We start from the raw sequence: 12,801 nt of genomic DNA, 5'->3' as shown, positions 1-12,801 counted from the left end.
ACGCTGTATCAATCTGTATTAGCGTGGTCATACTTAGATCACATTCCGATTCTGGAAATGAAGCTTGAGCCTGTTCTTCCCATGACTTGGGACAGCTTCAAACCGCCATTCAGCGCGAGCGCTGGTCTGGCGTAGTTTACAAGGAGTGAAGATGCAGTATCGATTAGCCTGCGTGCTGGTAAGCGCGTTCGTCCTGTGCCTGGCATCCTTTCAGGGAGCCTCCGCCACAAGCCGCGATGCGCGCGGCGCGGTTGAGAAGGAAAATGCGCTCGCTGCAGAGTTCGAAGGCAAAGGCATGAAGCTCGGTTCTCCCGTCTTCATCCGGATCTACAAGCAAACCTCGACACTGGAACTCTGGGTCGAAAAAGGTCCGCGTTTCGAACTCTTCAAGACCTACGGCATCTGCAAGTTTGCGGGCGGCCTCGGCCCGAAGATGTACGAGGGGGATCGCCAGTCCCCGGAAGGCCTGTATCGCGTGGAATGGGATGACCTCATCGGCCCCAACCCCCGCTGGCATCGCGCCATGAACATCAACTATCCGAATGCGTTCGACAAAATGAACGGCCGCAGCGGATCGAGCATCCTCATTCACGGCAAATGCTCCTCGATCGGCTGCTTCGCCATTCAGGATGCGAATGTGGAGGAAGTCTACGACGCGGTTCGCGCGGCTCTGCGCGGCGGCCAGTCGCATGTGCCGGTGCTCGCGCTGCCCTTCCGCTTTGCCAAGTATGCCCCTGAGCTGGAAGATACACGCAAGCTGAACGAATTCTGGTCCGATTTGCGCCGCGCAGATCTTCTGTTCGACCGCGACCGCCTGCCGCCCATGGCCTATATCTGCGACAACCGCTATTATTTCGCCGACCGCCGCGGCGACAAGGCTCGCCACGCTGTCCAGCTTCCGGGCTGCAAGCCGCTCGAAAAGCAGCGTCAGGCTCCGCGTCAGGACGAGGCCAGCAACGCCTCCGACAACATCAAGCCTGTTGCAATCGATCAGAAGCCTCAGCCGCAACCCGAAGCTCCGGCGACCATGCCGACGCTTCACAAGGTCTTCAATGAAGGCGGCTCGCGGAGCGGGCATGACCTGAAGGCGGCGATCAGCAGCAAGATTTGCCCGCTGAAGTTCCCGCATTGCAGGCAGCGCGCCAGCGCGCACGTCAGGTACGCCAAGCTGACGATCAAGGCCAGCGCCGCGGAAAAGATGGAACGTTGATCGCGGCGTTTCTTGCCCGATGTCAGAAGAAAAAAAGCGCCCGCGGTCCAGCCGTGGGCGCTTTTTCTTTCGCGGGTGCGGTGTCCGCTTCGTGACCCGGACTTCCACAGCGCGTGGCGCGTCGCACAGCCCCGCCGCCAGGAACCTGCGTGAGATAAGATTATTGTCGAACAGAAGCGAGTTGACGGCCTGGGCACGCATGGCGTCGAGCCGTAAACCGGAAGTAGCTCACGCTCCTGATGGCAGAGAGGATCAGGCTTGTTCGCGTCGCATCGACGCCGCTTTGGCGCAGGGTGATCTGGTGGTCCGATTTCGACATTCGCATCCGTGTGCAGCAAGCTTGCGAGCAAATGTCTGGATCAAAAGGAGCACCGGCAGGCTGCAGAAAAGGTCACAGCTCGCCAATGTGAACCGGCGTAACGAGGTTCGTGGTCAAGCTGAACTTGGCGAATATGCTGAGCCGATTTCATCGCTCCCGGACTGTGCCCGGCAGAACCCGAAAACCAGCCCGCTAGATCCGCTTTTGGACAACGGGAGCGTCGGGCTCCATGCCTTTGTCCTCGATTGCGACGCGATAGATCCAGCGGCCCCACGCGAAGCTCACGACATTGCCGGTTCCGGCCTCTGTTATGGACATGAGCCTGGCGTTATCCGGTATGACCTGATCCGTGATTGGCTCACGGCTGACGATCACCAGCGCCAGACGGCGATGATCGTTCGTCACGAATTCGGTGTAAAGTCCCGGGCGCAGGTGAGCGGACGGCGCATCGGCGAACGCCTTCCTGGCGTCACTTGACGACAGCACCGGGGTGACCGGCATCTCGTCGGACTTCCTTTCAGCGCTGACCCCCTTGAAACGGGTCACTGCCGGCTGTGAGCGCCGCCAAGACTGTGCGCCAGCCTGCGCGGGCACCGTCGTCTGGCCTTCCGCCATCTGGGTGGCGTAAAACCCGGCGCCGGACATCTGCGCCGGGCGCGTCATCTCGAAGAACGTGACGAGGCCGCAAAGCGGCAGCGCCATCAGCGTTCCGTACACGGAAGCGCGACCCACCACTTTCAGAGCCGAGAAGCTTGTTTTCGAGATGCTGTGCGCGTTGCTCATGGCCTTCACAATAATAGAGAGCACTTGTCCCGTCTACACCCGGCAGGGTCGTTTGGGATCAAGGCAAATTGATGATACCGTTCGCTGCAAGGGCGGCCGAACCAACAAATTTATGTGACAGGGAGCTTTACAAAAGAGTAACAGAAGCGCCTGACGTACGCACAACTTTAATCGTCAGGCGTTCTGTTCCAACCAGCGTGGCATTTGAAACCACGTGGTGGAACCCGTGCAGCATACTCGCTGCTTGTCTTTATAAGAGGTCATTCCCGCCGCCTTGTCATTATAAAAGCGGGACGGTTACGAAATCCCCTGTGTGAAACCTGTGGGAGAAATTTGACAAGCGCAAAAGGCGCGATTCGAGGGGCGACTCAGCCTTCGCGCGAGCCCTCGAACAGAGGCAATTGCTGGTCGCGGATGGCTTGAGGCGCGGCGATGCCGAGATGACGGAATGCCTTCAATGTCAAAACGCGCCCGCGAGGTGTGCGCCCGATAAAGCCTTGCTGCAGGAGGTAGGGCTCGATCACTTCCTCGATGGCGTCCTTCCCCTCGGAGAGAGCTGCGGCGATCGTCTCGATGCCGACCGGACCGCCGCTGTAATTCACGCCGATGCATCTGAGGTAGCGGTGATCCATGGCGTCGAGGCCGAGGCTGTCCACTTCCAGCTTGCCAAGCGCGGCATCGGCAACGGCTCGATCCACCTCTGTCACTCCGCCGACTGCGGCAAAGTCGCGGACCCGGCGCAGCAGGCGGCCAGCGACGCGCGGTGTGCCCCGGCTGCGTCGAGCCACCTCGCGCGCGCCGTCCGCCGTCATCGTCATGTCCAGCACGCGCGCGCCGCGCCGCACGATCTCTTCAAGCTCGTCGTCAGTGTAGAAGTTGAGCCGGATCGGGATGCCGAAGCGATCGCGCAGCGGCGTGGTGAGAAGGCCCGTGCGCGTTGTCGCGCCGACAAGCGTGAACTTCGCAAGGTCGATGCGCACGGAGCGCGCCGCCGGCCCTTCGCCGATGATGAGGTCGAGCTGGAAATCCTCCATGGCGGGATAAAGGATTTCTTCCACCGCCGGGTTCAGCCGGTGGATCTCGTCGATGAACAGCACGTCGCGTTCTTCGAGGTTCGTCAGCAGCGCCGCGAGGTCGCCCGCCTTCGCGATAACGGGGCCGGACGTCATCTTGAAATTCACGCCGAGTTCGCGCGCCACGATCTGGGCGAGCGTCGTCTTTCCGAGGCCGGGCGGCCCGGCGAAAAGCACATGGTCCAGCGCTTCCCCGCGCGCACGCGCGGCGTCGATGAAGACCTTCATGTTCGCGCGCGCCTGCGCCTGCCCGATGAACTCGGCCAGACGTTGCGGGCGGAGCGAAAGCTCACCCGCGTCTTCGTCCTGTCTTTCGCGGTCGAGAAGCCGTGCGGTCATGGCCAGACGCTAGCGGATTCTGGCAGGCTCGCGCAAAACAAAACCGTGGCGTTCATTCCGCCTCCTCGTCTTCGTAACCAAGCAGCGACAGAGCGCGCGCCCGAAGTCCGAGCTTGCGGCAGTAATGGACGAGGGCTTCCTCGCGGCCATGCGTCACCCAGATTTCCTCCGCGCCGGTCTCCTGAATGGTGTCGATCAGTTCGGGCCAGTCGCAATGGTCGGAGATGACGAGCGGCAGTTCCACGCGCTGCTGTTTGGCGCGGGCACGGATCTGCATCCAGCCCGAGGCTGCGGCGGGGATGACATCGGGAAGCGAACGCGACCAGCGGTCAGCGAGCGCGGACGGGGGGCAGAGCACGATCTCGCCCGCGAGGCTCTTGCGGTTGGCGGGTGTCACGGGTTGATAAGGGCCGAGCGCAACGCCGCGCGCCTCGTAAAGTTCGGTCAGCTTCATCAGCGCGCCGTGGAGATAGATCGCGCGGTCGTAGCCCGCGCGGCGCAGCTCCGCGATGAGCCGCTGCGTCTTGCCGAGCGCGTAGCACCCGACGGCGTGGCAGCTTTGCGGGAAAATGGCGAGCGAATTGAGCAGCTTTTCGACCTCGTGCTGCGGGTCCGGGTGGCAGAAGACGGGCAGGCCGAATGTTGCCTCCGTGACGAACACGTCGCACGGCACCACCTCGAAAGGCCGTGCGGTCGGATCGGCCGTGCGCTTGTAGTCGCCGGAAACGACGAGCCGCGCGCCGCCGTGTTCGATCAGCACCTGCGCCGCGCCGAGGATATGCCCCGCCGGGTAGAGCGTAACGCTGGCCTCACCCCACTGCATCGGCTGGCCATAGGGGAGATCGATGCGTCGGCAGGCGAAGCCTTCGCCATAGCGGCACGCCATGATGGCAAGCGTGTCGGGCGTCGCGGCCACCTCCGCATGACCGCTGCGCGCGTGATCCGAATGTCCATGCGTGACAATGGCGGTGCCGACCGGCCGGACAGGATCGATGAAGAAGCCGCCGGGCTTGCAATAAAGCCCCTCGGGCCGCACCTCCATCCACTCGCGCGGGTGGGTCATCGCCGTGAAAAACCCATGCTCCGGCAAAGCACCCGCGAAACTTTTGGGCAGTCAATTTTCAAAGCCGTCATGCCCCTACTTTCCAAACGTCACTCCTGTTTCTGACCGATGCCATGGTCGGCGAGGATCGAGAGCGCTTCCGCCACCGACAATTCGCGCCAGTCATCAGCCGCGGGCGCCCCTTCGCGGCGGATCAGTGACGCCGCTTGGCGAAGGCCCGCGCGCATCTGGTCTTCGCCCACGCCGGCCGCTGCGGCCGCGCCTTGCAAGCTTTCGGCGGCGGCAAGCTTTTCCAGAAGATCGAGAATGCGTACCGTTCCTTCGTAACCTTTGTCATTCTCTCCGAACAGGTCGGGAACGGGTTTGGCCGAGTCTGTCATCACCCTCACTCACGCAGCGATTGCAGGCTGCTTGATCTTATCGCGGAATATGGTACAAAACAAGAACGATGTGCGGCGAGCGGCCATGGACAACCCGGATCGGTAGAGCTTTCCCTTGGCGAAACGGCGAACATCGGAGCTTTTGCAGGAGGCTAACCCGCGAGAAGGCGCTTCGGGCGATAGCAATGCGCATCGGCTGCCGCCTTATGTCGAGGTGTGGTTCGCGTCGCGCGGCTGGGCAGCGCGGCCATGGCAGCGCGCGATGGTCGAGGCGTTCCGCGCGCGCCGGTCCACGCTTCTCATCGCGCCCACCGGCGGCGGCAAGACGTTGTCCGGCTTCCTGCCGAGCCTGATCGATATCCACGAGACGCGCGCCGAGGGCATTCACACGCTTTATGTCTCGCCGCTGAAGGCGCTGACAAACGACATCGAGCGCAATCTCACGCGGCCCATCGCCGAGATGGGGCTTGCCGTGAGCGTCGAAAGCCGCACGGGCGACACGCCGCAATCGAAACGCGCGCGGCAGCGCCGCTCGCCGCCGAACCTGTTCCTCACCACGCCCGAAAGCCTGATGCTGATGCTGTCCTCCCCGGACGCGGCGCGCCTGTTCGCAGGGCTTCGCGCGGTGATCGTGGACGAGGTGCACAGTTTCGCGGCAACGAAGCGGGGCGATTTCACGGCGCTCGCCCTGTCGCGCCTTTCAGCGCTCGCGCCCCAGGCGGTCCGCTTCGGGCTCTCCGCCACGGTGGCCGACCCTGCCGCGCTCTCGTCCTGGCTCGGTCCGGTCGGCGCGCCCGCCGCGCTTCTGCAATCCGGCCTGCCGATGCAGCCGGATATCCGCATGCTGGTGCCGGACGGGACGCGCATGCCATACGGCGGCTTCATGGCGCGCTATGCCGTGCCGGAAATCTACGACGCGATCCGCCGCGCGGGCACGTCCATCGTGTTCGTGAACACGCGCGCTCAGGCGGAACTCATGCTGCAGATGCTGTGGGACGCGAACGAGGAGAATCTGCCGATCGCTGTCTATCACGGCTCGCTCAGCCGCGAGCAGCGCCGCAAGGCGGAAGCGATGATGGCGGCGGGCAAGATCCGCAGCGTCGTGGCGACGGCGGCGCTGGAGCTTGGCATAGACTGGGGTGACGTCGATCTCGTGATCCAGGTGGCGGCGCCCAAAGGCGTCAGCCGCCTGCTTCAGCGCGTTGGGCGCTCGAACCACCGGCTCGACGAGCCGAGCCGCGCGTTTCTCGTGCCCGCCAATCGCTTCGAGGCGCTGGAGTGCCGCGCCGCTCTCGCCGCCATCGAGAGGGGCCAGCTCGATGGTGAAGCGCCCGGCCCCGGCTCGCTCGACGTGGTGGCGCAGCATATCCTGAGTTGCGCGTGCAGCGGCCCCGTCTTGCCGGATACGCTTTTCGACGAGATCCGCACCGCGCTTCCCTACGCCGATCTTTCGCGGGAGACGTTCGACAGGCTGTTCCAGTTTGCCATCGACGGCGGCTATGTGCTGCGCGCTTACGACCGTTACAAGCGCCTCACCGTCTTGCCGGACGGGCGCTTTCGCATCGCGAACCAGCATGTCGCGCGGCGGCACCGGCAGAATATCGGCGTGATCGTCGAAGCGGCGCGGCTGAAGGTGGTCCGGCTGTCAGGCAACGGCCAACGCGGTTTGGGACGCGGCGGGCGCGTGCTCGGCGAAGTGGAGGAGTATTTCGCGCAAGGACTGACGCCGGGCGACACCTTCTTTTTCGCGGGCGAACTGCTGGCCTTTGTCGGCGTGCGCGACATGATGATCGAAGCCCGGCCGGCTGCGGGCGGCGAGCCGAAGGTGCCTGCCTATTCGGGCGGCCAGATGCCGCTGTCGACCTTCCTCGCGGACGGCGTGCGCGATCTGCTGGCCGACCCGGACGAGTGGCGGACGCTTCCGGCCGACGTGCGCGAATGGCTCGACCTTCAGGCGCGTTTTTCGGTCATCCCGCCCGCCGACCGGCTTCTCGTGGAGCAGTTCCTCGAAGGCCGCTTCCATCGAACGGTGTTCTACACATTCGCGGGGCGCCGCGCGAACCAGACGCTCGGCATGCTCGTCACGCGGCGGATGGAGCATCTCGGGCAGAAGCCGATCAGCTTCCAGATCACCGATTACGGCCTCGTGGTTTCGCACATCGTCCCCGCGACCCGCGATCACATCGCCCGGTTTCTCGCGCCCGACATCCTCGGCGACGAACTGGAGGAATGGATCCTCGAAAGTCCGATGCTGAAGCGCTCCTTCCGGCATGTGGCGACGGTGACCGGCCTCGTCGAGCAACAGAACAACGCGGCCCGCAAGTCCATGCGGCAAATGACGATCTCGACCGATCTTATCTATGACGTCTTGCGACGACACGAGCCGGACCACATCCTTCTCAAGGTCACGCGGCGCGATGCCGAGCGCGAATTGCTCGACCTGAAGCGCCTGTCCGAACTTTTGACGCGCTATCGCGACCGTTTCCTTTTCATCGAGCTTTCGCGCGCCTCGCCCTTTTCGATCCCGGTGCTGACGGATGTGCGGACCGAGCAGGTGCGCGGCTCCGGCATGGAGCATCTGCTGGCGCAGGCCGCGATCGTGCACGACGCGGAAGACATGATGGACGAGATCCGGGAGGAGGTCGCCGGACGCTCGATCAGGAGAAGCTGACCACAAAAACGGCAAAGCCGTTTCGTGATGCATTCGCGCAACTATGAAGTGCATCACAAAATCAACTCTCGCTTTCGGGTTGTTGAGAAAGCACGACTCTTCCTATGGTTGGCATAGTTTGCGTTCGATCATCCTGCCGCGCCCGGCGGCCAATAGCGAGACCGACATGAGCAAACCCCTTTTGCTTGCCGCCCTTTCTCTGTTTCTCGCCGGAAACGTGATGGCGGCGGAAGACGATTCAGCCAACACCGAGAAGCAAAGCTCCGCCAAGCCCGCGAAAAAGGCCAAAAAGGAAGACAAGGCCGAGGACAAGAAGGACGAGACGACTTACCCGGATTGGGATATTGCCATCGGCGCGGGCGCCGCAACGGACTACATCTTCCGCGGCATCAGTCAATCGAACCGCAATCCCTCGTGGAATTCCTACGTCGAATATCGCTACACGCCTCAGAAGGACGTGCAATTCTACGCTGGCACGAGCATCTACACGCTTGATTTTCCGAACGACGCCTTCGCAGAGGTCGACTTCTACGGCGGCGTGCGTCCGACCTTCGACAAGGTCGCGTTCGACTTCGGTTTCTGGTACTACTGGTATCCCGGCGGCCGTACCTACAACGGTCTTGAGCCTGCCTTCCTGAACTGCACCAACGGCTTCTATACGCCAACCGGCGGGTGCAACACGCTCGAAGCACGGCTCGACTTCTACGAAGTCTACGGCAAGGCAACCTACACGCCGAACGACAAGCTGACGCTTGGCGTCGCGGCCTATTATTCGCCCTCGTGGCTGAATACGGGGGCACCGGGCACCTACGCCTCATGGACCGGAAAATACGTGCTCCCCGACAAGAACCTGCTGCCCGACGGTCTCGGCTGGTACATCTCGGGCGAGTGGGGCAACTACTTTTTCGGCGATACAAAAGACTTCTACGGCAATGTTCCGCTGCCGGACTACGCCACGTGGAACGTAGGCCTCGCCTTCACATACGAGGTGCTGACGCTCGACCTTCGCTACTACGACACCGATCTTTCGGTGGCGCAATGCAATGTGCTGACAGGCGACGACACCGCAACCTATGCCGCGAAAAACGTCACGGACATCAATCCGAGCGGGCTTGGCTCCAGATGGTGTGGCGCGGCCTTTGTCGGCAAGCTGTCGTTCGATCTCACCGTGAAGACCAACATTCTCAAGTGATGTCCTCCTTCGGGCGCGTTTCCGGCATCAGCGTCAGCGTTATGACGAAGCCGAGCGCGCCCGTGGCGGCAAGGCACCAGAACGCGGAAGGACGGCCGAAGGTGTCGGCGATGTAGCCTGCGGCGGGAAGGCTCATCGCGGCGGCAAGACCGATGGACATGCCGACGACGCCCTGCGCCAGATTAAAATGGCCGGTGCCGAACGAGATGTCGGCGACCACGAGCGGGATCAGCACGGCCAGCACAGCAGCCGAAACGCCATCAAGCATCTGGATCGCCACCAGCGGCACCGCGCCATCCAGTAAGGCGAAGAGCGCCGCGCGCAGCGGCAACACGCCGAGCGCCGCGAGCAGCAACGGGCGGCGTCCGATCCGCTTCGCCAGCCGCCCCACCATCGGAGAAAACAACGCGACGATGATTTGCGGCAGCACGATCGCGGCGGCGATCAGTGCGACGGCCCAGTTACTCGCGCGCGTCGTCAGTTCGGAGCCGACGAGCGGCAGAAGCGGCGCGTTCGTCATCTGAAACAGTGCGATGATCGCAATGAAAACAAGAAACGCGCGCTTGCGAAGAAGGATCGCCAAGCCGGCGGGCACGCTGGAGGCCTTCACTTCGCCAGTCTCGCCATGCGCCGTTGCGACATCCACTTCAGCCTCGCGGATGTACAAGAGCGCTGTGATCGCCGGGAGGGCGAAGAGCGCCGTCAGGAAAAACACAGCCTGCGCCGACCAGAAATAGCCGCAGGCACCGAGAAGGAGGGCAGCGGTTCCGTTGCCCGCGGCGGCGTAGCGCGCATTGCGTCCAAGTCGCGGAGAAAGCGCCTCGCGCCCCACAAGCCCCAGGCTGATCGCCGCGACCGCCGGAGCGACGACCGCCGTTCCCGCCGCGTGGAGCACCCGCGCGAACGCCACCGCCGCGAATACCGGCCACACCGCGATGATGAAGGCGCTCGCACCGATTGCCGCCACGGCTCCGCCCGCAGCGCGGGACTCCGACCGAACCCTGTCGATCAGCGCTCCGCCCGGCACCTGGAACACAAGCGCGGCGATGGAGCCGACCGACAGCACGAGGCCGATATCCGTCTGCGTCCACTTTTCGGACGTGAGGTAGACGGCGAGGAATGGCCCAAAGCCGGTCTGAATGTCGCCGAGAAAAAAAGCGAACCAGTCGAGACCGCGCAGGCTTTCCCACGAGGGCACCTTGCGGCGGTCTGCGGCGAGCGGTGGGTCTTGGTGCTCCGGCGCGCTCGTTGATTCCCTCAGCGCTCCGGCCCTTCCGCTGTCGTCGCGCCGATGGCAACCACCGGCTCCCCGGTCTTGACTTCCGGCGCTTCGGCGAGGCGTTCGCGAGGGAGTTCCACCACGAGCGCATCGTGCCTGTCCGAAGCAAAGCGCAACCGAGCCCACGAGATGGCGATGCGCCGACTGCCGACGCCGAGAAAACCGCCGACCTCGATCACCGCCGCCTGTACGGCGCCGGTGCCATCGGCAAGGACGTCGACAACGCGCCCGGCGCGTTCACCCGAAACTGTCATGACGTTTTTGCCCAGCACGCTTTCCGCCCGCCAGAGCACGGTCCGCTCAGAAGGGAAGACAGGCGCGCCCGCTTGCTCCTGTGTCGGTTCGTCGGAAGGCACTTCGCGGCCAAACGGTTTTGCCGAGTATGGCGTCGCACTTGTGGTGACAAGACCGACAAGAAGGAAAAGGCGGAATTTTCGCATGACGCATTCCCTTGCCGTTTCGTCTGGGTAACAGCGATGAGTGATCACCGTTCCCCGAACAAGTGAGCGAAGGTAGCCACCTGCCTGAGATCCGGCCTCTCCATCGCCGGCGTCTGATTGCGGCACGACCCGACCCTCACAAAAAAAGCCCCGGCCTTGCGGTCGGGGCTCCATTTCACGTGCGGTCCAAGACGACCTTACCAGCCGCCACCCCAGCCGACGCCGATGCCGAGGCCGGGACCGCCCCAGCCGCCGCCCCAGCCGCCCCAGCCGCTGCCCCAACCGGAGCGAAAGCCGACGCCGATGCCGGGACCGCCCCAGCCGCCGCCCCAGCCGCCCCAGCCGCTGCTGTAGACGACAGGACGATTGCAGCCGCCCCAGCCGGCTCCGTAGACCACCGGACGACGCCAGCCGCCACCGTACCAGCCGGAGCTGTAAACGACCGGGCGATAGATCACCGGCGCGCGATAACCCCAGGTGCCGGTATATACGACGGGCCTGCGCCAGCCCCAGCCACCGCCATAGACGATCGGGCGACGCCAGCCGTAATAGGCCACCGGCCTACGCCAGCCCCCATACCATCCCGTGCGCCAAACCACGGGTCTGCGCCAGCCGCCATAGCCGCCGCGCCACGCGACCGGACGGCGCCAACCGCCGTAATAGCCGCCCCGGAACGCCACCGGCCTGCGCCAGCCGCCACCGTAGTAGCCGCCCCGGAACCCGATGGGGCGGGCGTAACCACGGTTGAAACCGGGGCCAAAGCTGGCGCGCTGAAACCCGCCGCCGCCACGATAGCTGAACCGGGAACCGATAGGAGAGGCGCCTCTAAAGCCGCCGCCTCTGAAGCCTGCACCACCGAAGCCGCCGCGTCCGCCATCGCGGACGAGCGTCACAGAACTCTGCGCGCCGCTCGCGGTCAGATTATCGCTGCTCGCTCCCAGCGGAGACGGCGCAGCAGCCGCCGCAGTCGCGAGGCCGAATGCCGATAATCCCAGCGCTGCCACCGCCGGGACTAGAAGTCGTTTCGTTCGCATGTGAGACCCACTTCCTCTGTATTGGGGTTGTGTTTGCCGCTGCCGCGTCGTCGCTCACGACCCCGCTGCAACTGCGCACGCACCCGGTCACACGCCACTGACCGCGCTCGAACGCAGGTGTGATTGGATCACCCCGCGAGTTAATGAAAGGTAGAAAGATACTTGAGCTTTGGCGCTGCAAAGTAGGAAAGAAGAATTGAAGGTCAACTCTTGTCTAATCGGTCGCGGCCAATTTACGCAAAAGCTCAATATCGATAAAAGTACAACTATTAGCGTTGCCTGACAAAATCTTGGCTGGAGAATCAGGCTCCCCGAGATTATCGACCAGAAGCGTCGCGCCAGCGAAGTCGTTCGATGCGGTATAGTCGTTCAGTGCCACGATAACTTTCAGCCCGGCACCCAGCGCCGCACGCACTCCGGGTGCGGAATCTTCCACGGCGAGGCAGTCACCGGGAGACAACTGAAGCGCGCCGAGCACATGGAGGTAAATGTCGGGCGCCGGCTTCTTGCGCTGAACGGCATCGCCCGCGCCGATCACCTCAAACCAGCCGAGCGCTTCAGGCATCGTCGCGTCGAAGAGCGCCGTCACGTTCTCCGGCGAGGTCGTCGTCGCGATGGCGAGCCGCACGCCCGCTTTTTTCGCGTCGCGCAAAAGGCGCGCTACGCCCGGCCGAAGCGGAATGCCTCCGCCCGCGAGAAGCGTGGCGTAGTGCCTGGTCTTCGCTCCATGCAGCGCGGCGATGAAATCGGCAAGCGGCTGCCCGGTCGGCGGCGTAAAGGATGGCCGGTATCGCTCGATATAGTGCGCGAGGCGTTCCTTGCCGCCGGTCACAGCAAGAAGATCTGTGTAGAGTGCCCGCGTCCAGTCCCAGTCGAGATGCGCATCAGCGAACGCTCGGTTGAAGGCAAGGCGATGCCCCTCTTCCGTCTCGGCCAGCGTTCCGTCGACATCGAAAATCAGCGCCCTGAGTTCGGCCATGCGCGTCAGCCCCTTGCTTCCTGGATCAGCTTGACATCC

General features: G+C 63.7%; 11 protein-coding genes. 3 read left to right on the top strand and 8 right to left on the bottom strand.

Going from position 1 to position 12,801, the window contains the following annotated elements:
- Positions 1 to 151: 151 nt before the first annotated feature.
- A complete protein-coding gene (locus tag EK416_RS14355) occupies positions 152 to 1,210 on the top strand; it encodes a L,D-transpeptidase family protein (protein ID WP_127078653.1) in 1,059 nt (352 codons plus the stop codon).
- A 511-nt stretch (positions 1,211 to 1,721) separates the two neighbouring features.
- Here EK416_RS14355 and EK416_RS14350 read toward each other — a convergent pair.
- The 4 genes from EK416_RS14350 to EK416_RS14335 form a co-directional block, all read right to left on the bottom strand.
- Complete coding sequence (locus tag EK416_RS14350) at positions 1,722 to 2,312, bottom strand: hypothetical protein (RefSeq protein ID WP_127078651.1); 591 nt, start codon at positions 2,310 to 2,312, stop codon at positions 1,722 to 1,724.
- Between the two features lie 368 nt (positions 2,313 to 2,680).
- Complete coding sequence (gene ruvB, locus EK416_RS14345; RefSeq protein WP_127078649.1) at positions 2,681 to 3,724, bottom strand: Holliday junction branch migration DNA helicase RuvB; 1,044 nt, start codon at positions 3,722 to 3,724, stop codon at positions 2,681 to 2,683.
- A 52-nt stretch (positions 3,725 to 3,776) separates the two neighbouring features.
- Positions 3,777 to 4,787, bottom strand: coding sequence for a ligase-associated DNA damage response exonuclease (locus EK416_RS14340; RefSeq protein ID WP_127078647.1), 1,011 nt, complete (start codon positions 4,785 to 4,787; stop codon positions 3,777 to 3,779).
- Positions 4,788 to 4,876: 89 nt separating this feature from the next.
- Positions 4,877 to 5,167, bottom strand: coding sequence for a hypothetical protein (locus tag EK416_RS14335; protein ID WP_127078645.1), 291 nt, complete (start codon positions 5,165 to 5,167; stop codon positions 4,877 to 4,879).
- A 142-nt stretch (positions 5,168 to 5,309) separates the two neighbouring features.
- On the opposite strand from EK416_RS14335, the gene EK416_RS14330 reads away from it, so the two are divergent.
- Both EK416_RS14330 and EK416_RS14325 read left to right on the top strand, forming a co-directional pair.
- A complete protein-coding gene (locus tag EK416_RS14330) occupies positions 5,310 to 7,838 on the top strand; it encodes a ligase-associated DNA damage response DEXH box helicase (protein WP_425376126.1) in 2,529 nt (842 codons plus the stop codon).
- Between the two features lie 166 nt (positions 7,839 to 8,004).
- Positions 8,005 to 9,030: a TorF family putative porin gene (locus tag EK416_RS14325; RefSeq protein WP_127078641.1), complete on the top strand. Its 1,026-nt coding sequence runs from the start codon at positions 8,005 to 8,007 to the stop codon at positions 9,028 to 9,030.
- Here EK416_RS14325 and EK416_RS14320 read toward each other — a convergent pair.
- From EK416_RS14320 to EK416_RS14305, 4 genes are all read right to left on the bottom strand, one after another.
- A complete protein-coding gene (locus EK416_RS14320; RefSeq protein ID WP_245434066.1) occupies positions 9,023 to 10,228 on the bottom strand; it encodes an MFS transporter in 1,206 nt (401 codons plus the stop codon). The genes EK416_RS14325 and EK416_RS14320 overlap by 8 nt on opposite strands.
- A 59-nt stretch (positions 10,229 to 10,287) precedes the next feature.
- On the bottom strand, positions 10,288 to 10,749 hold the full coding sequence (locus tag EK416_RS14315) for a PRC-barrel domain-containing protein (RefSeq protein ID WP_164730040.1): 462 nt from the start codon (positions 10,747 to 10,749) through the stop codon (positions 10,288 to 10,290).
- 197 nt (positions 10,750 to 10,946) lie between these two features.
- Positions 10,947 to 11,783, bottom strand: a complete 837-nt coding sequence (locus EK416_RS14310) for a hypothetical protein (protein WP_127078637.1) — start codon at positions 11,781 to 11,783, stop codon at positions 10,947 to 10,949.
- A 214-nt stretch (positions 11,784 to 11,997) separates the two neighbouring features.
- Positions 11,998 to 12,762, bottom strand: a complete 765-nt coding sequence (locus EK416_RS14305; protein WP_127078635.1) for an HAD-IA family hydrolase — start codon at positions 12,760 to 12,762, stop codon at positions 11,998 to 12,000.
- Positions 12,763 to 12,801: the final 39 nt, after the last annotated feature.

Origin of the sequence: Rhodomicrobium lacus (assembly GCF_003992725.1) — a bacterium.
GTDB classification, from domain to species: Bacteria; Pseudomonadota; Alphaproteobacteria; order Rhizobiales; family Rhodomicrobiaceae; genus Rhodomicrobium; species Rhodomicrobium lacus.
This window is presented reverse-complemented; position numbering and strand designations above follow the sequence as displayed.